Annotated in this window: 18 protein-coding genes; 5 read left to right on the top strand and 13 right to left on the bottom strand. The window is 70.0% G+C overall.

Annotated elements, in window-relative coordinates:
• Nucleotides 1–67: 67 nt before the first annotated feature.
• Genes HMPREF2924_RS33130 through HMPREF2924_RS33120 form a run of 3 tightly spaced genes read right to left on the bottom strand, consistent with a single transcriptional unit; the run spans nt 68 to nt 3,226 of the window.
• The gene (locus HMPREF2924_RS33130) at nt 68–826 is read right to left on the bottom strand and encodes an SDR family oxidoreductase (RefSeq protein WP_003128610.1); all 759 of its coding nucleotides are present in this window, start codon (nt 824–826) and stop codon (nt 68–70) included.
• Complete coding sequence (locus HMPREF2924_RS33125) at nt 811–1,767, bottom strand: alpha/beta hydrolase (RefSeq protein ID WP_003128611.1); 957 nt, start codon at nt 1,765–1,767, stop codon at nt 811–813. The genes HMPREF2924_RS33130 and HMPREF2924_RS33125 overlap by 16 nt, the downstream gene beginning before the upstream one ends.
• Nucleotides 1,751–3,226, bottom strand: coding sequence for a flavin-containing monooxygenase (locus HMPREF2924_RS33120; RefSeq protein ID WP_003128613.1), 1,476 nt, complete (start codon nt 3,224–3,226; stop codon nt 1,751–1,753). Before HMPREF2924_RS33120 ends, HMPREF2924_RS33125 begins: the two co-directional genes overlap by 17 nt.
• Nucleotides 3,227–3,372: 146 nt before the next feature.
• On the opposite strand from HMPREF2924_RS33120, the gene HMPREF2924_RS33115 reads away from it, so the two are divergent.
• Complete coding sequence (locus HMPREF2924_RS33115; protein WP_003128616.1) at nt 3,373–4,407, top strand: AraC family transcriptional regulator; 1,035 nt, start codon at nt 3,373–3,375, stop codon at nt 4,405–4,407.
• A gap of 9 nt (nt 4,408–4,416) precedes the next feature.
• On the opposite strand, the gene HMPREF2924_RS33110 is transcribed toward HMPREF2924_RS33115, so the two are convergent.
• Nucleotides 4,417–4,998: a TetR/AcrR family transcriptional regulator gene (locus tag HMPREF2924_RS33110; protein ID WP_003128618.1), complete on the bottom strand. Its 582-nt coding sequence runs from the start codon at nt 4,996–4,998 to the stop codon at nt 4,417–4,419.
• Between the two features lie 246 nt (nt 4,999–5,244).
• On the opposite strand from HMPREF2924_RS33110, the gene HMPREF2924_RS33105 reads away from it, so the two are divergent.
• From HMPREF2924_RS33105 to HMPREF2924_RS33090, 4 genes are all read left to right on the top strand, one after another.
• The gene (locus tag HMPREF2924_RS33105) at nt 5,245–6,273 is read left to right on the top strand and encodes a cupin domain-containing protein (protein WP_003128620.1); all 1,029 of its coding nucleotides are present in this window, start codon (nt 5,245–5,247) and stop codon (nt 6,271–6,273) included.
• 97 nt (nt 6,274–6,370) lie between these two features.
• On the top strand, nt 6,371–7,102 hold the full coding sequence (locus HMPREF2924_RS33100; RefSeq protein ID WP_003128622.1) for a glutathione S-transferase family protein: 732 nt from the start codon (nt 6,371–6,373) through the stop codon (nt 7,100–7,102).
• On the top strand, nt 7,092–7,523 hold the full coding sequence (locus tag HMPREF2924_RS33095; RefSeq protein WP_023094749.1) for an acyl-CoA thioesterase: 432 nt from the start codon (nt 7,092–7,094) through the stop codon (nt 7,521–7,523). The genes HMPREF2924_RS33100 and HMPREF2924_RS33095 overlap by 11 nt, the downstream gene beginning before the upstream one ends.
• A 150-nt stretch (nt 7,524–7,673) precedes the next feature.
• The gene (locus HMPREF2924_RS33090; RefSeq protein ID WP_003128627.1) at nt 7,674–8,519 is read left to right on the top strand and encodes a CmcJ/NvfI family oxidoreductase; all 846 of its coding nucleotides are present in this window, start codon (nt 7,674–7,676) and stop codon (nt 8,517–8,519) included.
• Nucleotide 8,520: 1 nt separating this feature from the next.
• On the opposite strand, the gene HMPREF2924_RS33085 is transcribed toward HMPREF2924_RS33090, so the two are convergent.
• The 9 genes from HMPREF2924_RS33085 to HMPREF2924_RS33045 form a co-directional block, all read right to left on the bottom strand.
• Nucleotides 8,521–9,477 carry a FecR family protein gene (locus HMPREF2924_RS33085; RefSeq protein ID WP_003128629.1) on the bottom strand — a complete coding sequence of 319 codons (957 nt, stop codon included), beginning with the start codon at nt 9,475–9,477 and terminating at the stop codon, nt 8,521–8,523.
• Entirely contained in the window at nt 9,474–9,983 is a 510-nt protein-coding gene (locus tag HMPREF2924_RS33080; RefSeq protein WP_003107976.1) for a sigma-70 family RNA polymerase sigma factor, read from the bottom strand. The genes HMPREF2924_RS33085 and HMPREF2924_RS33080 overlap by 4 nt, the downstream gene beginning before the upstream one ends.
• Before the next feature lie 102 nt (nt 9,984–10,085).
• A complete protein-coding gene (locus HMPREF2924_RS33075; protein ID WP_003121674.1) occupies nt 10,086–11,282 on the bottom strand; it encodes an MFS transporter in 1,197 nt (398 codons plus the stop codon).
• Entirely contained in the window at nt 11,269–12,552 is a 1,284-nt protein-coding gene (locus tag HMPREF2924_RS33070) for an MFS transporter (RefSeq protein WP_003128631.1), read from the bottom strand. The genes HMPREF2924_RS33075 and HMPREF2924_RS33070 overlap by 14 nt, the downstream gene beginning before the upstream one ends.
• A complete protein-coding gene (locus HMPREF2924_RS33065) occupies nt 12,549–13,628 on the bottom strand; it encodes an LLM class flavin-dependent oxidoreductase (RefSeq protein WP_023094750.1) in 1,080 nt (359 codons plus the stop codon). The genes HMPREF2924_RS33070 and HMPREF2924_RS33065 overlap by 4 nt, the downstream gene beginning before the upstream one ends.
• 12 nt (nt 13,629–13,640) lie before the next feature.
• Nucleotides 13,641–16,292: a TonB-dependent receptor gene (locus HMPREF2924_RS33060; protein ID WP_003128647.1), complete on the bottom strand. Its 2,652-nt coding sequence runs from the start codon at nt 16,290–16,292 to the stop codon at nt 13,641–13,643.
• Between the two features lie 91 nt (nt 16,293–16,383).
• Nucleotides 16,384–17,232 (bottom strand): class I SAM-dependent methyltransferase, encoded by an 849-nt coding sequence (locus HMPREF2924_RS33055; protein WP_003128648.1) that lies wholly within the window; start codon nt 17,230–17,232, stop codon nt 16,384–16,386.
• Nucleotides 17,216–17,872, bottom strand: coding sequence for a hypothetical protein (locus HMPREF2924_RS33050; protein ID WP_003128649.1), 657 nt, complete (start codon nt 17,870–17,872; stop codon nt 17,216–17,218). Before HMPREF2924_RS33050 ends, HMPREF2924_RS33055 begins: the two co-directional genes overlap by 17 nt.
• On the bottom strand, nt 17,869–18,771 hold the full coding sequence (locus tag HMPREF2924_RS33045) for an alpha/beta fold hydrolase (protein ID WP_003088786.1): 903 nt from the start codon (nt 18,769–18,771) through the stop codon (nt 17,869–17,871). The genes HMPREF2924_RS33050 and HMPREF2924_RS33045 overlap by 4 nt, the downstream gene beginning before the upstream one ends.
• Nucleotides 18,772–18,779: the final 8 nt, after the last annotated feature.

Genomic DNA, 18,779 nt, shown 5'->3' with positions numbered 1-18,779 from the left:
TAGGGCGAATACCGCCACAGGCGGTATCCGCCAATACCCCGGATAAGCGGCGGATAAACGCAAGTGCCTATTCGTCCCGCGACAACCACGCCATCACCGCCCGGTTCACCCACGGCGGAGACAACTGCCCAGCCCAGTACAGCGCCGTGAACAACCCGCCCACCGGCCGGTGCACCCGCCGGCTGTGCGCCTGCCGCCAGGCCGCCTCGGCGATATCCTCGGCGTCCAGTCTCAGCCCCAGGCGACGCAACACCGGCGGTCGGTAGGTCTGCCCGGCGACCATCGGCGTGCGGACGAACGGCGGCATCAGGTCGGCGACGCGAATCCCGTGGCGGCGCCATTCCAGCTCCAGCGCCTCGGTGAGCCCGCGCACGGCGAACTTCGAAGCCGAGTAGACGGCCATCTCCGGTACGCCATAAAGCCCCGATGCCGAGCCCATGTTGAGTACCTGCGCCTGCGGCGTCGCGCGCAGGAACGGAAAGGCCGCGTGACAGCAGTTGAGGACGCCTTGCAGGTTGATCGCCAGCAACCGCGCGTGGTCCTCCAGGGCGACCTCTTCGAAGCGGCCGAAACGCAGGATGCCGGCGCAGTTGAACAGCAGGCGCAGGCGGCCATCGGCACAGAACTGCGCAAGCGCCTCGCCGACCGCGTCGGGCTCGCTGACGTCCACGGCACGCTGCCAGGCGCCCGGCAGTTCCGCGGCCAAGCCGCGCAACGCCTCGGCATCGATGTCCAGCAAACCGACCCGCCAGCCCCGGCGGTGGAACAGCCGCGCGCTGGCGGCGCCGATCCCGGAGGCGGCACCGCTGATCAGGATGTTCTGCACTGGCCGCCCTCCGCGCTGCATTCGACGACGAACGCCGCCGCCTCGTCCAACGCCCGGTCGGCGCTGGCCAGCACGCCGGCATGGGCCTGGAACACGTGCCAGCAACCGGCGTAGCGCTGCAATCGCACCGCGACGCCCTGCTCACCGGCCCGTTGCGCCAGGCGCAGGCTGTCGTCGCGCAGCAGTTCGTCCTCGCCGACCTGTACCAGCAGCGGCGGCAGCCCCGCCAGGTCGGCATGCAGCGGCGACAGGGCGGCCGAGCCTGGCTCCGCGTCGGCCGGCAGCAGCAGGCGCACCGCGCTTTCCAGCCAGGCCCGCGACAGCAGCGGGTCGCCGGCCTCCGGCGTGTGCAGGCGCTGGCAGCTGAGGTCGGTCCAGGGCGAGAACAGCAGCAACCCGGCCGGCAACGGCAAGCCGCGCGCCTTCAGCTCCAGGGCCAGGGACAGCGCCAGGTGGCCGCCCGCCGAGTCACCGGCGAGCAGCAGTCGGCGCGGCGAATGGCCGGCCTCCAGCAATGCCAGGTAGACCGCCAGGGCGTCGTCGCGGGCGGCGGGGAACGGATGTTCCGGGGCACGCCGGTAGTCCACCGCGCAAACCTCGGCGGCGCAGCGCCGGGCCAGGTGCGTGGTGATCGCCCGGTGGGTCGCCGGCGAGCCGATCAGGTAGGCGCCGCCGTGCAGGTAGAGCACCCGGCGCCGCGCCTCCACCCCGCGCGGCCGCAACCACTCGCAGGGCACGCCGGCGAGGCTGCGGCGCTCGCGAACGACGCCGCCGGCGCCCAGCGTCGCCAGGCTCAGCCCGCGCAGCACGCCGCGTTGCAGCGCCACCGGCATGGGCGGACGGACCAGCCCGCGGAACAACAGGCGCAGGCAGCCGCGCAGGAGACCGGCGCGCAGGCGTTGCGGCGGCGAGGACAGGGGCGCTTCAGCGGGCCAGGTCATAGTCGGCAAGCTCCGGCCGGCGCGTACGCCAGCGATAGACGAAGGTGTAGCCCGGCCAGTTGTTGGTGTTCTTGCCGGCGGCAGTCTTGTACCAGCTGTCGCAGCCACGCTCCCAGACGGTATGGCGCAACCCCTGTTGCACCTCCAGGTTGAAGCGCCGCTGGACCTCGGGCTTCACGTCGAGGTAGCGCAAGCCCTGCGCCTGGAGCTGGCGCAGGCAGCCGAGCACGTAGGGGAACTGGCTTTCCAGCATGTAGACGATGGAGTTGTGACCGAGGTTGGTGTTCGGCCCGTAAAGGATGAACAGGTTGGGGAAGCCGCTGACGCTGATGCCCTTGTAGGCTTCCGCGCCATCCGCCCAGGCCTGCCGCAGGTCGCGTCCGTCGAGGCCGAGGATGCGCATCGGGGCGAGGAACTCGGTGGCGGCGAAGCCGGTACCGAAGATGATCGCGTCGACCTCGTGCCGGCGGCCGTCACGGCCAACCACGGCGTCTTCGGTGACTTCGCGAATGCCCGTGTCGACCAGTTCGACATTGCTCCTGGCCAGCGCCGGGTAATAGTCGTTGCTGATCAGGATGCGCTTGCAACCCAGAGGGTAGTCGGGAACCAGCCGCGCGCGCAGTTGCGGATCGGCGATCTGCCGGTGCAGGTGACGATGGAAGCTCAGCCGCATCACCTTCATCAGCGCCGGGAAGGTCGCGAAGGCGAGCATCCGCGATTCGTGGTGCAGGTACTTGAGCCCCCGATCCAGACGTTGCAGCCACGGCCAGCGCGCCTTCAGGCGGCGTTCCCAGTCGGCGTAGGTGCGGTCCGGCTTGGCGATCACGTAGGGCGCGCTGCGCTGGAACAGCGACAGGCGTTGCACCTGCGGGGCGATCCGCGGGACGAACTGGATGGCGCTGGCTCCGGTGCCGATCACCGCGACCCGCTTGCCGGCCAGCTCGACCTCGGCGTCCCAGTTCGCCGAGTGGAACGCCGGACCCTGGAAGCGCTCCAGGCCGGGCAGGCGCGGCAGCAGCGGCCGGCTCAACTGGCCGGTGGCGCAGACCAGGGCCCGTGCGCGCAGCGTCTGGCCGTCGGCGCAGCGCACCTGCCATTCGCCGCTGCCGGCGTCGAAGCGGGCCTCCTCCACCTCGCAGTGGAAACGGATCTTCCCGCGCAGACGGTACTTGTCCGCGCAATGCCGCAGGTAGTCGAGGATTTCCGCCTGCGGGGCGAACTTGCGCGACCAGTCGGCCTTCGGCTCGAAGGAAAACGAATAAAGATGCGAGGGGACGTCGCAGGCGGCGCCCGGGTAGCGGTTTTCCCGCCAGCAACCGCCGACATCGGCGGCCTTTTCCAGCACCAGATAATCGTCGATGCCTGCCTGTCGCAGGCGGATCGCCAGGCCGAGACCGGCGAAGCCGGCGCCGACCACCAGCACCCGCAAGGGGGCTTCAGGGCGGGACTCGTTGTGCATTGTTGTGCTCCCGTTTGTTGCTTGCCACGCCGTCCGGCGCGATTCCGCCCAGCGGCGGATGGCAGCATCCTAGTTCGCCGGGGCGACTGGCGTTATGGCCGGGCCGGACATAAAGTTGTGATTTTCGGTCAACCTCGGACGCCACCATGCCCACTCCGCCCTGGTCTCCCCGCCGCAGCGCCATCAGCGCGCACCTGCTGATCCAGTTCGGCATCGACCGCGGCCTCGGCCTGGAGCAGTGCCTGGCAGGTAGCGGCCTGGATATCCGCCTGCTCGGCGATCCCTCCGGGGAAATCGACGCGGCCCAGGAACTGAGCGTCGTGCGCAACCTGGTCCGGCACCTGGGCGACGCCTGCGCGCCGGGCCTGGCGGCAGGCCTGCGCTATCACCTCAACGCCTACGGCATCTGGGGCTTCGCCCTGCTCAGCAGCCCGACCTTCCTCAGCGCCGCGCAACTGGGCCTGCGCTACCTCGACCTGACCTTCGCCTTCCATGGCATCCGCCTGGAGGTACACGACGACGAAGCGCACCTGGTGCTCGACGACGCCGGCATTCCCGAGGACCTGCGGATTTTCCTCCTCGAACGCGACGCCGGTGGCGTGCTGCGCATCCAGCGCGACCTCACCGGGCAGCGCCTGCCGATCCTCCGCGCCGGCTTCCGCCGCCCACCGCCCGCCGATCCCGCGCCCTACGTGCGCGAGCTGGGCCTGTGCCCGGCGTTCGGCCAGGCGGACAACCGGGTGGTCTTCGAACGGCGCTTCCTCGACCTCCCGCTGCCCGGCGCCAATCCAGAGGTGGCGCGCGCCTGCGAGGAGCAGTGCCGCGCCCTGCTCGCCCGCCGCCAGGTGCGCGGCGGTCTGGCCGGACGCATCCGCGACCGCTTGCTGAGGACGCCCGGCCACTTGCCGGACATGCAGACCCTGGCCATGGAACTGCACCTCACCGTGCGTACCCTGCGTCGCCGCCTGGACGACGAGGGCAGCAGCTACCGCCTGTTGCTCGACGAGGTGCGCCAGGCCCTCGCCGAAGAGCTGCTGGCCACCGGCGCGATCCGCCTGGAGGAGATCGCCGAGCGCCTCGGCTACGGCGAGGTGTCCAACTTCATCCACGCCTTCAGGCGCTGGAAGGGCATGACGCCGCGCCAGTATCGCCAGCGGCTTGCGCGCGGCGACGGGGCCTGAAACGCCCGCTCAGGCCGGCGAGGTCAATATGCTGACCAGGGCCATGGCACTGCGCCGCAGGCGTTGCGGATCGTGATAGATGCGTTCGATCACCGCCAGTCCGCGGGTGAAGATCAGCAGCAGTTCGGCGGCCTCTTCCGGCGGCAGCGCCAGTCCGGCGCGCAGCGGCTCCGCCGACAAGGCCTCGACGATGATCCCGCGCAGCTCCGCCAGCAGGTCGCGCAGGCGTTGCTGGATGCGCGGCCCGGTGGCCACCGACTCGGCGGCGGTCTTGGTGGTCAGGCAACCGCGCGGCGGGTCGCCGCTGGTCATGTTGCCGATCGCCGCGTCGAGGAATGCCAGCAGCGCGCTGCGCGCGTCCGTTCCACGCAAGGCCCGCGCCGCCTTGTCGAGGAAACCGCGGGCGTAGAGATCGAAGGCCAGCAGGAAGAGCTCTTCCTTGCCGCCGTACGCATGGTAGAGCGAACCGCGCTGGACCTCCGCGGCCTCGGCCAGGTCGGCCATCGAGGTGGCCTGCCAGCCTTTGTTCCAGAACACCTCGAGTACCGCCGCGAGGAGCTTTTCTTCATCGAACTGCCGTACACCAGCCATGACGGACGACTCTCATAGAATTGTTGACATGGATGTCAAAGATAACAACACTGTCAAACTTGACAGTGTTGTCAATCATATCCGATCGAGCGCTGTCGTGGGCCATGTCCGAGCGGATGGCGGCCGGGTTCTTTCCGCTGAAATGTACGCAAAGGGCATGGATAGCCGGAGTCAGCTGCGCAGTCCCGCCTGCTTTGGCGGGGCGGTTTCCTCCTTATTTTTCCAAGGAAAAACGGGAGCAATCAGATGGTTTCGAACAGTCGCATCCAGTATGGCTACATCAATGTCGTCGAACCCTCCGAGCACCAGGGCGTGCTCAGCCGCGACAACGCCGAACGCTTCACCGAGAACTTCAGCAAGCCCGCCCTCCTCCGCAAGCTCGCGCCGATCAGCGAACGCCTGGCGCAACGCGCCTTCTTCGACGAGGTCGGCGCCGACAAGACCCTGCAATGGCGGGTGAAGGCCGGCGAAGCGCCGGTTTCCATGCGCGCCGAGGACGGCACCTCCGACTACAACTACGTCACCGGCCGCGTCGGTACCGGGCGGGAGTTCCTCGACGACATCTTCGAGCGCAAGCTCGACGTCTATTCCCACCTGGGCACTATCTCCTCCAGCTACAACGACCCCTACCCATGGGGCAAGGACGCCTTCAACCAGGTCAAGCGCGAGGTTTTCGGCTCTTCCTGGTTCGATGTCGACGGCTGGCAGGTCACCGGCCACATGTTCCTCGGCCACAGCACCCAGGAGTACGGCGAGCCGGCGCGCGGCGCGGTGGGCAGCGACTGGCACATCTTCCCGACCCTGAACATCTTCGTGATGATCGCCGGCACCAAGAAATGGAGCACCCGTCCGCCGCAACTGGGCGACCAGTTCCGCGACTACCACCTGCTCTTCGAGACCAGCAGCGGCCGCGAGGCCCCTGGCGGCGACTACGAGAGCGACGTGGTCTACGTCGAACCCGGCGACGTCCTGATCAACCCGCCCTTCGAATGGCACAAGGTGCTCAACGCCCGTGGCCTGAGCATCGGCGCGGCGTTTCGGGTGATCGACACGCACTACCTGGAACGTCTCGGCACGCGGCCGAACCTCGACCGCGAGAAAATCGCCCATGACCAGGGCAACTTCGCCGAAACCGAGGAACTGGCGCACTTCCTGACCAGCATCAACTACGCCTCGCGTCACCTCAACCGGGCGCAGATGATCCTCAACGACATCGAGTACGCCTACCTGCGCAAGCGTGGCAAGCGCGACTCGATCCTGGTCGGCCACCGCTGATCGCGGCGCCAGAGCGAGCCCATGGATATCCGTCCCAGCCGCGCCTAGCGCGGCCCCGGCGACTCCCTGCCACCCACATCGCGGACGACCGACACCCATGAACGCCCCGAACCTGACTCTCTACGAACTGGCCGGCGCCGATCCTCGCCTGCGTTTCAGCCCGCATTGCTGGAAGACCCGCATGGCCCTGGCGCACAAGGGCCTCGACAGCCAGCGCATCGCCTGGCGCTTCAGCGACAAGCCACGGATCGCTTTTTCCGGCCAGGGCGCGGTGCCGCTGCTGGTCGACGGAGAGCAACCGATCAGCGACTCCTGGCGCATCGCCCTGCACCTGGAACGAGCCTATCCCGAACGACCCTCGCTGTTCGGCGGCGAGGCGGCACTGGCGCTGGCCGGCTTCGTCAACCGCTGGGCCGATGGCGCCCTCCTGCCGGCCATCGCGCCACTGATCCTGCTGGAGGTCTACGGCCAACTGGACAGCGCCGACCGCGAATACTTCCGCAGCACCCGCGAAGCGCATTTCGGGGCTAGCCTGGAGACTCTGGGGCAGCCGCGCGAGCGTCACCTCGGGCAGTTGCACCAGGTACTCGCACCGTTACGCCAGGCGCTCAAAAGCCAGCCGTTCCTCGCCGGGGAGCGCGCGGCCTACGCCGACTATTGCGTGTTCGGCATGTTCATGTGGGCCCGCTGCATCCACCCCGAGGATCTGCTGGCGGCGAACGAGCCGCTGTACGCCTGGCGCGAGCGCCTGCTCGACGCCTTCGACGGACTGGCCCGCACGGCCCCCCTGGCCACTTTCCCAGCGCATGGAGCAGACGATGTCCAGTGAACCCGAACTGAAGGATTTCCCCATCCATTCCTCGGACAAGATCCGCTACGCCGATACCGACCGCCAGGGCCACGTGAACAACGCGGTGTTCGCGACCTTCCTCGAGACCGGGCGGGTGGAGATCATCTACGATCCGGAGATCGCCCTCGCCAGGCCCGGCAGCGAATGCGTGATCGCTCGCCTGGAACTGGACCTGCGCGGCGAGCTGCGCTGGCCGGGCACGGTGCAGATCGGCTCCCGGGTGCTCTCGGTGGGGCGCAGTTCGTTCCGTCTCGAACAGGGCTTGTTCCAGGACGGCCGCTGCGCGGCGCGAGCGGAAACGGTGATCGTCCTGATCGATAGCTTCAGCCGACGCGCCACCCCGCTCGCCGAAACCGCGGTGGAACGCCTGCAGGCCCTGGCCGGCCCCGGGCGCGACTGAGGAGTCCCCCCCGGCGGGGCCAGCGCCGAGCATATTCCGGAATCGCAGGGGACTAGTCGTTAACGGTCGTTCTGTCGCGGCCGGCTTCTGGCTAGATTGGGGCCTTCTCGCGCGGCATCCGGCTGCGCGCCGGCAACGGGAGAACGACACATGGGTTGCCAGCAACACGCATGGCCGGCGCACGCGCCTGAGCGGGTCGAGGCCGAGGTCAACTATATCCGCGACAGCGGCGAGCGACCCGTCGCCTACACCTATCCGGCCCCCGCCGGGACGCCGCAGCGCAGCGCGCTGTTGCAGCCGACCCGGGTGGCGATCCGCAATGCGCGTCTGCTGGCGCAACCGGCCAGCCTGGAGCGCGAGGGTTTCCAACTGGTGCGCGAGGCGAGCGCGGTGGGCGATTTCGAGGATGAAGCCCAGGTTCGTGAACGCTACTACCCGGAAAGCATCGCCCTGCTCCGCCGCCTGACCGGCGCCGCCGAGGCGGTGATCTTCGACCACACGCTGCGCGTCGACCAAGCCGGGCGCGAAGAACGCGGCCTGCGCGAACCGGTGCGCTACGTGCACAACGACCAGACCCTGCGCTCGGCGCCGCGCCGGGTCCGCGACCACCTGCCGGCGGAACGCGCCGAACGGCGCCTGGCCGGACGCTTCCAGATCGTCAACCTGTGGCGTCCGTTCGGCCACCCGGCGCAGCGCGCGCCGCTGGCGTTGCTGGACGCCCGCAGCCTGGCGTTCGACGACCTGGTGGCCAGTGACCTGGTGTACCGCGACAAGGTGGGCGAAACCTACTCGGTCAAGCCCAACCCGGAGCACCGCTGGTACTACTACCCGCACCTGCTGCCGGAGGAAGCGCTGCTGCTGAAGATCTACGATTCGCGGGAGGACGCGCAGGCCCGCCTCGGCGCGCACACCGCCTTCGACGATCCCTGCACCCCGGCCGATGCGCCGCCGCGGCAGAGTATCGAACTGCGTTGCCTGCTGTTCTTCGACGAATGAGTCAGGCGGGGCGCAGGCTGATCCAGTAGTCGCTGTAGCGCAGCACGCGGATCGGCAGGCTGCGCCCGAGCATGTCCAGGGACGTGTGCATGTCGTCCAGCGGGAACAGACCGCTGACGCGGTTGCCGGCGATCTCCGCGTCGAGCTGGAGGATGCCTGGCAGATAGGGCCGGAAGGCCTCCGCGACCCAGGCCAGGGAACGGTCGTGGACCTCCAGCCAGCCGCTGGCCCAGGCATCCTCTCCGGCCTGCATCGGGCCCTGTTCGAGCAGGCCGCCGGCATCGAACAGCAGGCTACGTCGTGCCGCCACCACCAGTTGGCGTCCCTCGCCGGTGGTCAGCCGCGCGCTGCCGCGCAGGGTCACCAGGCGGATCGCCCCGCGCTCCTCGGCAAGCAGCAGGCTGCCGCTGGCGCAGTCCACCCGTCCGGCGGCGCAGTCGAGGGCGAAGGCGCCGCGCGGGTCCTCCTTCACTTCCAGGCGCATCGCGCCGCGCCGCAGCTCCAGGCGCCGCTGGGCGCCGTCGAGCAGCGGTCGCGCCTTGCTCCGCGCGTTCAGGCGCAGGCGGCTGCCGTCGGCCAGCAACCAGTCGCGGCGCTCGCCGGTGCCGGTCGCCAGTTCGCCGGGCAGGCCCATGCCGGCCTGGACCCAGCGCTCCAGGCCGGCGCCGCCGGCGAGCAGGACGAACAGCCCGAGGGCGCCGCCGACGAAGCGCCGGCGGCTCGACGGCTGCTCCAGGGCGCGCAGCACGGTAGCGCTCGGCTGGCCGCGCCAGGGCGAGTCCTGTAGCGGCGCGAGGCTGCCAAGCAGTTGCCGGAACACCTCGGCATGCTCGCTCGACAGCGCCTTCCAGCGTTCCAGGGCATCGCCCTCGGCGGCGCTGAAGTCGCCGGATTGCAGGCGCACCATCCATTCGATGGCCTCCTCGACGATGCGTTGCCGTTCCGGCTTCTCGCTCATTCCTGGAATCCCCGGTAGCAGCAGTGCAAGGCATCCTTCATCAACTGGTGGATGCGCCCCAGGGACAATCCGAGGCGTTCGCCGATCTGCACGTAGGTCAGGCCTTCCAACTGGCTCATCAGGAACACTGCCCTGGCCTGCCCGGACAGGCCGTCGAGCAGGCGATCGATGGCTTGCAGGCTCTCGATCAGCATCCACTGCTCGTGAGGCGACGGCTGCACCGCCTCCGGCGCCTCGGCGAGGATCTGCAGGTAGGCGCGCTCCAGGTCCTTGCGCCGCCAGCTCTCGTACATCAGGCGTTGCGCGATGGTCGCGAGGAACGCCCGCGGCGAGCGGATCGACGCCGGGTCGGGGAGCATCCAGACCTGCAGGAAGGCCTCGGCGGCGAGGTCTTCGGCGCTGTGGCTACAGCCGGTCTGGTAGGACAGCTTCTTGCACAGCCAGTCGTAGTTCTGCTGGAACAACTGGGCGATCAGGGTGTTCTTGATGGAGCCTTGGCTATCCATGGTAAGCGTTCGCTGCTGGCAGGCCACGCCACGGATAGCGGTAGTGAGCCTGGAGGTTGAGGAACGGCGCCCGGGGCTGTTCCCGTGGCGCGCGGTAGGGAATCAATCGAGGCGCTCCCGGCAGTCCGCCGTGCCCGCCGCCGGCCGCTGCGCGGACAGCCAGCCGCAGGCGGCGGCGCCGAGGATCAGCGCGGCGCCCCACCAGGGGAGCGCGCGCACCGCCACCTGGTCCACCAGGATCGCGCCGATGAAGGCGCCCAGGGCCACGCCGAGCTGGATCGCGCTGGTGTTGAGGCTGATCTGGATCGCCGCGGTGTCCGGGCTGAGTTCCACCAGGTATTTCTGGATCGCCGGCCCCGGCGCCATGTTGAACACGCACCAGAACACCACCGCGCCCAGCAGCAGCGGCAGGCCGCCGGTGGCGAACGGCAGCAGGACCAGGGCCAGTGCATGCAGGAGCAGGAAGGCGACGAAGGTGGCCGGCCCCGGCCAGCGGTCGGCGGCACGTCCGCCGAGCAGCGCGCCGAGGATGCCGCCGCCCCCGTAGACCAGCAGGACCAGGCTGATGGTCGGTTTGTCGAGGGCCATGCTGCCGACCAGGAACGGCACGATGTAGGTGTAGACGGTGAACTGGCCGGTCATCTGCAACAGCGATGCCAGGTGGGCGAACGGCACCCGGCCCCGGGCCAGCGCCCGCAGTTGCTCCGCCGGGGCGATGCCGGGCGCGCCGGGGATGGCCGGCAGCAGGCGCAGGAGCAGCGGCAGGCCGAGCAACGCGACCCCGGCGAGCAGCAGGAACAGGCTACGCCAGCCCCAGAACTCGCCGATCAGGGTGCCCAGCGGTACGCCCAGCACCAGCGAGGCGACGATGCCGGCGAACACCAGACCGATCGCCCGGCCGCGCCGTTCCGGCGCGACAATGGCCACCGCCAGGGTGATCGCCACCACCACGATGACCGAGGCGCTGGCCGCCACCAGCAGCCGGCTCGCCAGCAACAGGGCGAAGCTCGGCGCGGCGGCGCTGGCCAGGTTGGCGCCGATGAACGCCAGCAGCGCGCCGGCCAGCAGGCGGCGGCGCTCGATACCGGCGCTGAGGTAGACCAGCAGCGGGCCGAGCAGCGCATAGACCAGCGCGTACAGGCTCATCAGCAACCCGGCCCGGCCCTGGCTGACGGCGAAACTGGCGGCCAGTTCGTCGAGCACCCCGGCCACCACCAGTTCCACCGTGCCGACCACGAAGGCCAGTCCGGCCAGCAGCCAGACGCCGACCTCCGCCCTGCTCCGTTCAGTCTCGCCCATGGCTGCGTGCCTCCCCGTCGATGGCGTAGCGATAGCGCCCGAGCATGACCAGCAGCCCTGCCGCCGCGCCGAACGCGCCGAGCAGGACCAGCGTCGAGCCCGCGTAGGAGCCCGCGCGGTCGTAGAAGTAACCCAGCAGCCAGGACCCCAGGCTGATGGCGATGGCGAAGGTGAAGGGCTGGATCGAGCCATAGATCACGCTGAAATGGCGCAGGCCGAAGTAGCGGCTGACGAAGTACTGGGTGGTGCCGGTCTCGCCGCCGGCGCCCAGGCCGATCAGGAACACCGCGCCCCAGAGTAGCGCCGGCGGTCCGCCGAGGAGCAGGAGCAGCAGCCCGAGCGCCGCCAGCAGGGCGAACGGCAAGGCGATGCGCGGGGTGTCGTAGCGGTCCAGCAGGTAGCCCAGCGCCGGTTGCGAAACGATCATGCCGACCCACAGCGCCGCCAGCACGTCGGTGGCGACCTCCCGCGACAGGCCGTGCTCCTGCAACAGCGGCACGCCATGCACCATCACGCCGGTGACGGCGAACACGCCGAGGATCAGGTTGCCGACGATCAGCCAGAAGTCCGCCGAGCGCCAGGCCTGGCCTGGCGTCGCTCCGGGCAGCGCGCCGGCTGGCGGGCGCCGCGCCTGCGGCAGGTCGCCGGGCCGCTCGCGGAACAACGCGTAGAGCAGTGGCAGCGCCAGCAGGCCTTCGAGCAGGCCATAGACGAGGAAGGTGGCACGCCAGCCGAAGGCGTCGATGCAGGCGCTGCCCAGGTACAGCGCCAGTGGCCCGCCGACGCCGAAGCCGAGTCCGAGGATGCCGTAGGCTGCGCCGCGACGACGCTCGAACCAGCCGCCGAGAATCCGCGCATAGGGAATGTTGCCCGGCGTCAGCAGGCCGAGCAGCGCGAACAGCAGGTATAGCTGCCAGCCGCTGCGCGCCAGCGCCAGGCTGGCCAGGCACAGGGCCAGCGCGGCGGTCAGCGGCAGGACCAGGGCGCGCGCGCCCCAGCGATCCACCAGCCAGCCCTTCAGCGGGCTGCTCAGGGCTACCGCCAGGCCCAGCAGGGTCACCGGCAGTGCCGACTGGCCACGGTCCCAGTCCAGGTCGGCGGCGATCGGCTCGATGAACAGCGAAAAGCTGCTGATCACCAGCCCGGTGGGGCCGAAGATCACCCCCACTACCGAGGCCAGCAGCACCCCACAACTGGCCACGCCGAACTCGCCGACGCCAGGCGCCGCCGGCGCGACGTCCTCCATGGCCTCGCGGGCGACGCCGCTCATGCGTCGCGCCTCAGACGCTCGATCAGTTGGCGGCGCAAGCGGATGTCCTCGGCGTTCTCGGTGGTGGCCTCGAGCTGGACGATCTCGATGCCGGCGCGATGAAAGGCCAGGATCTGTTCCGCCAGCTCGCCGACGCTGCCCACCAGCACCCCGGCGAAGCTGCGCTGCACGGTATTCGCCACCCATTCGCGCAAGGCCTCCGGCTCCAGCCGGGCGAGCCGGTCGCGCTCGCCGTCGCGGGCGACCTGCGGCGATGCCGCCAGTTCGTCGAGGGGCCGTGCCAGAAGCAGTTCGAAGGCGGCCTGGCGGTAGTGCTCGGCGATGTCCCGGGCCGCCGCCGGACTGTCGCCGAGGATCACCTGGAAGTGCTTCCAGAACTTCAGCCGCCGGCCCTGCTCCGCCGCCTCCTCGTTCAGCCTGCGCTTGAGCTCCGCGGTCTGCGTGGGGCTGGCGAAGTGGCCGGCGTAGACGTCGGCGAAGCGCACCGCCAGGCGTTGTGCCTGCGCCGAGGAGCCGCCAACGGATAGCGGCGGGCGCGGCCGCTGGATCGGCAGGAAGCCGCTGCCGGCGTCCTCCAGCCGGTAGAACTCGCCGTGGTAGTCGAAGGGGTCGCGGCTTTCCAGGGCGCGGGTGAAGACCTCCAGGTACTCCACGGCGCGCCGGTAGCGTTCGTCCTTGTCGGCGAAGTCGCCGTCGCGGCGCACGTCGGCGTCGCTGGAGCCGATCACCAGGTGTACGCCGGCGCGCCCGTTGGACAGGCCGTCGAGAGTGGCCAGGGCGCGCGCGGCAACGGTCGGCTGGGCGCTCCCCGGTCGGTGCGCGACGGTGGCGCGCAGGCGCGGCGCCGCGGCCAAAGCCCAGCCGGCGACCAGCCAGGGGTCGGGCCAGGCAGCGGAAACGGTGAACAGCGCGCCGTCGAGGCCGTCCGCCTCTTCCAGGCGGGCCTTCTGCTGGATGTCGAAGGCGCTCACCGCGCGACTGCGGGTGTCCGGCAGGAAACGCGCGGCCTGGCGGGCGAAGGCACTGTCGCCGATGACCGCGGAGGCGCGCACGCCGCCGCGCAGTTCGATGCTCATGGTTCGTCCTCCTTAGAAGGTGTAGGCCGCGCCGAGGTAGTAGAAGGCGCCGTTGAAGCTGATCTGCGAGGCATAGGTGTCGTACTGGTTGAAGCCGAGGTAGGCGCTCTCGGCCGGCAGCTTGTCGGGCTTCACGTCGAACAGATTGTTGGCCCCGGCGCTCAGGGTCAGGTTGCGGCTCGCCGCATAGCGCAGGGCAACGTCGGTGATGTACTTGGGCGAGTTCTCGAAGCGGTTGAAGACCGTGGTCGAATAGGCGTGCTCGCCGGTGTAGTAGTCCAGTTCGGAAACCGTCTTGCTGTAGCGCGTTTCGCGCAGGGTCAGGCCCCAGCGCCGGTAGCTCCAGTCGGCCTGCAGGCTGACCTGGCTGCGCGGCGTGGAACTGGTGATCCAGGCCTGCTGCTGGCCGTTGAGCAGCGGCTGGCCGTTGCGCCCGCGATGGTTCCTGACCAGCTTCGTGCGATTGACGTTGGCGCCCAGGCGCCAGTCGATCCGGCCCCACTCGCCGAGCCGGGTGAGGTAGCTGGCGGTGAGGTCGAGGCCGTGGGTACGGGTGTCGGCGCCGTTGGTCATGTAGTGGGTGCTGACCTGGGTCAGTCCGGCCGGGATGCTGATCCCGCCGGCGCGCAGCGCATCGATCGCCGGCTGTCCGGAATAGGTGGCACCGTCGACGATGCGGTCGCGGATCTCGATGCGATAGGCGTCGATGGCCAGGTTCAGGTCCGGCAAGGGATCGAGCACCAGGCCGAGGTTGTAGCTGATCGACTTTTCCGGCTCCAGGTCCTCGGCGCCGAGCAGCCTGGCCGCCGGCGAGTTGACCGCCAGCAGGCCGCTGGCGATGGTCGGCGAGACGCCCAGGCTGGTGTAGTTCTCCTGGGCCAGCGACGGCGCGCGGAAGCCGCTGCTGAGACTGGCCCGCGCCGATACCTCGGGGCTGAAGCGGTAGCGGCTGGCGAGCTTGCCGTTGGTGGTGCTGCCGAAGTCGCTGTAGTGCTCGTAGCGCGCCGCCGTCTCCAGTTGCCAACCCTCGCCGAGGGCGGTGGACAGGTCGAGATAGGCGCCGAGCACGTCGCGGCTCCACTGTCCGGCGCTGGCCGGCGCCTGCCCGGGGAGCGCCTTGGAACCGCCGTTGTAGTAGGACCAGGGATCGCCGGCCTCGACCTCGTAGAGTTCGCGGCGCTGCTCCAGGCCCCAGGAGAAATTCAGCGGCGCCGGCAGCCAGGCGAGGTCGAAGTCGCGGCGCAGGTCGAGATTATTGGTCCACTGGGTGGCCTTGTAGCGCGCCAGGTCGAAGGAGCGCGGCGAATCGCCGGTCACGCCGTAGAGGGCGAGGTTGATCGAGTGGTCCATGCCGATCTCCGGGCGGTCGGCGCCGTAGGTCGAGCTGAGGTCCCAGTCCCAGGCGCCGAACAGCTCGCCGCCACGGGCGCCGAGGGTCAGCGAATAGTCGTCCTCGTCGCTGGTGATGCGCGGGGTGAAGCCGTTCGGATAGAGCCGCGGCGCCAAGGACGGCAACTGGTAGATCTGCGCCGAGGACACCGAGCGATGGGTATAGGTGGCGAAGCTGTACAGCTCGACGTTGTCGTCCAGCGCCACGCCGGCGTTGTAGGCCAGCGCCTGGCGGTGCAGCGAAGGGTCGCCGATGGACGGGTTGCCGTAGCGCCCGGTGCGCTGGTCGATGCCTGCGCGGATGGTCCGCGCCTGCTCGCGGAACTGCGCGCTGAGGTTGAGGAAACCGCTCTCGCCGAAACGCAGGCCGCCATTCACCCCGCCGTTCTGGGTCAGGCCGTCGCCATCGCCGTAGCGACCGTTGTCGTAGGCGAGCCGGCCGCCGTGGTCGGCCGACTTGAGGATGACGTTGATCACCCCGGCGATGGCGTCCGAACCGTACTGCGCCGAGGCGCCGTCGCGCAGCACCTCGATGCGCTCGATGGCGGCGAGCGGGATGGTGTCCAGGTCGACCCCGGTGGAGCCGCTCTGCAGCCCGCCGCTGACATTGATATTGGCGGTCTCGTGGCGGCGCTTGCCGTTCACCAGCACCAGCACGTGGTTGGGACTCAGGCCGCGCAGCGACTGCGCGTTGGTCAGCGCCGAAGCGTTGTAGGCCTGGGCCTGGCGCGACAGCGAGGGCAGCAGGCGCACCAGGGCGTCGCGCAGGTCGCCGCTGCCACTGTCGCGCAATTGCTCGGCGCTGACCACATCGATCGGTGCCAGGCTCTCGCCGGCCTTGACATCGGCCTTGCGGGTGCCGGTGACCACCACCGTGGCCAGGGTCCCGGCGGGCTTCGCCGCCGGCAGCGCGGCATCCGGCGCCGTGGCGCGTTGCAGGCTGAGCACCCCGGCGGCGCTGCGGCTGTATTCCAGGCCGCTGCCCTGCAAGGCCCGCTGCAGCGCCTGCTCGACGCTGTAGGAGCCCTGGATCGCCGGTGCCGGCAGGCCCTCCACCAGGTGCTGGTCGAAGGCGATCGGGGTGCGACTCTGGCGGACGATGCTCAGCAGCACCTGGGCCAGTTCGCCGGCCGGGATGTCGAAGCGCTGGATCTCGGCGCGGCTGGTGGCGCGGACCTCCTCTGCCGCCGACTCGCCGGGCTGGCCGAGGCAGGCCAGGCCGACCGCGCAGAGCACGGGGACGAGTCGAAGACGTGGCGAACGCGGGTTGGGCATGGTCGGTTCATCCTTGAGCGGTTGCGGATGCCACCGAGTGCAATTGCCCGTACCGATTTTCAGCCGCGCGGCAGACCGATTGCGCATAAGGTTATGCCTCGCCCTCCCGCCCCCGGCAGCGCCAGACGCTGACCGGGATTTCGCTGACCTGTCCGTCGGCCTGCATGCGCCGCTCGGCGATCCGCCCGAGGCGGACGAAGAATTCCTCCAGGCGCGTCGCCGGCACCAGCGGTGCGAAATAGGTGCCGAAGGTGGCGGCGTGGAAACGCTGGTACTCGGCGGAGTCGGCGACACGCAGGACCGCCGGGCGGGAGACGATGGAGTCGACCCGGAAGTGTCGTTCGACGCGTTCGCGCAACGCCTCCCGGCCACGGGTGCGGGTGCCCATCGGCAGCAGCCCGGCTTCCGCGTAGAGCGCCGCCACCCGTTCCGGCGCGGCCAGGCCCATCTCGACCAGGGCCTGGGCGACCAGGTCGTCCTCGCCGCCGAGGCCATCCTCGGCGAACGGATGGTGCGAGGTGAACAGGAATACCCCCTGCGCCTCAAGGTGCCGCGCGACCCACCGGAACAGCCGCTCTTCATCGGGATACAGCCAGTGCAGCACGGCGGTCATGCTGATCAGCTCGAAGCGTTCCGCCAGCGGCGGCAGGTCGAGCAGGTCGCCCTCCAGCAGACGCGCCTCGACGCCAGCCCCGCGCAACTGCGCGCGCGCCTGCTCCAGGCGCAGAGGCGAACGCTCGATGCCCCACAACCGTTGCAGGCCGGGCCAGCGCCGGGAGGCGCCGAGCAGCAGCGAGCCGATGCCGCAGCCGAGATCGAGCAGGCTGCGCGGCTCGATGCCGGCGCGGTCGAGCACCCAGTCCTGGTCGCGACGTTGCAGCAGTTCGCTGGAATCCTGGTAGCCGTCCAGGCTGCGCGCCTGTTCAATGATCGCGTTCATGTACGCCTGCTCCTTGGTTGAGGCTGTCCGCCGTGATGGTCCATACGCAGCCGTGGCCTTGCGGCTCTTCGTAGAGCCGCCAGTCGGCGTGGCAATCGCTGGCGGCGACGAACGCCGACAGCAGCTTGGTGCAATAGGTGCAGGCCGACTCCAGGGTGATCGGCACGCCTCGGGCGCGGGCGCGCTCGCGGTAGTCCCAGATCGCGCAGTGACGGTTGTGGAATACCGCGCGCCCGCCAGCCTCGGCCTGCACCTCGAAACGCGAACCGTAGAGCGCGGCCTGGCGTGCCAGACGGTCGGCGGCGCTGGCCGGATCGCCCCGCCCCGCCGGTTCCAGCGCGCGATAGATGCGCGCGGTGGCGCGCGCCCAGTCGTCGAGCCGGTAATCCGCCGGGCGCGCGACGATGAACTGTTCGATCAGCGCCTGGGCGCGGAAGAACACCGCCTGCCAGGCTTCGGCGCGCAGGTCGTCGGTCGCCGGCAGATCGGCGAATATCCGCGCGCTGGTCGCCACCCAGTCCCCCAGGTCTTCACGCCGATGGCGCTCGGCGAGGTAGGCGGACATCGCCGCGTGCACCTCGAACACCCGCTGTCGCCAGAGCGTCGCCTGCGCCGCCGGATCGCGTTCGACGGCGCTCATCGGAGCGCCTCCCGGTGGCTGGCGAGAAACCCCAGCAGGTGCTCCAGCACCGCGTCCGGCGCGTCTTCGGGGAGCATGTGGCTGGCGCCGATGGCGGCGCCCTCGACCTGCCCGGCCCAGGTCTTCCAGATTTCCAGCGGATGCTGCCCGGCGGCGTAGGGGCGCTCCTGCCAGAGCACCTGGACCGGGCATTGCAGGCGCCGGCCGGCGTCGCGATCGGCCTGGTCGGCGTCGGCATCGACGCCCACCGCGGCCCGGTAGTCCTCGCACATCGCATGGCGCACGGCGGGGTCGCGGAACGCCCGGCGGTAGCTTGCCAGCGCCTGCGGGTGGTAGATGTCGCGGCCCTGGGCCATGCGTCGCAGGGTGTAGTCGAGGAAGTGCTCCGGATCGGCGCCGATCAGGCGCTCCGGCAGGTCGTACGGCTGGGCGAGGAGGAACCAGTGGTAGGCGTTGAGGGCGAAGGCCTTGTTCACCGCCGCCCAGTTGTCGAGGATCGGCACCACGGTCAGCGAGACGAAGGCCGCGACCGCCTGCGGATGGTCCAGCGCCAGGCGATAGCCGACCCGCGCGCCGCGGTCGTGGCCGATCACCGCGAAGCGTTCGAAGCCGAGCTGGCCCATCGTTTCCAGTTGGTCGCGGGCCAGCGCGGCCTTGGAATAGTCGGCGCCCTCCTCGTCCAGCGCCCGCGATTCGCCGTAGCCACGCAGGTCGGCGAGGACCACGCTGTAGTCCTCGGCCAGGCGCGGAGCGATGCGGTGCCAGGCCAGGTGTGTCTGCGGATAGCCATGCAACAGCAGCAGCGGCGGGCCGCTGCCCTTCACGGCGACGCGGAGGCGCGCGGCGGAGGTGTGCAGGGTCAGGTAGTCGAAGCCGGGCAGCAACGGATCGGTGCTCATGGGCGGCG

It is taken from the genome of Pseudomonas sp. HMSC063H08 (assembly GCF_001813645.1).
GTDB lineage: Bacteria > Pseudomonadota > Gammaproteobacteria > Pseudomonadales > Pseudomonadaceae > Pseudomonas > Pseudomonas aeruginosa.
Note: the sequence above shows the minus strand (reverse complement) of the source record. Positions and strands in the feature narration are given on the sequence as shown.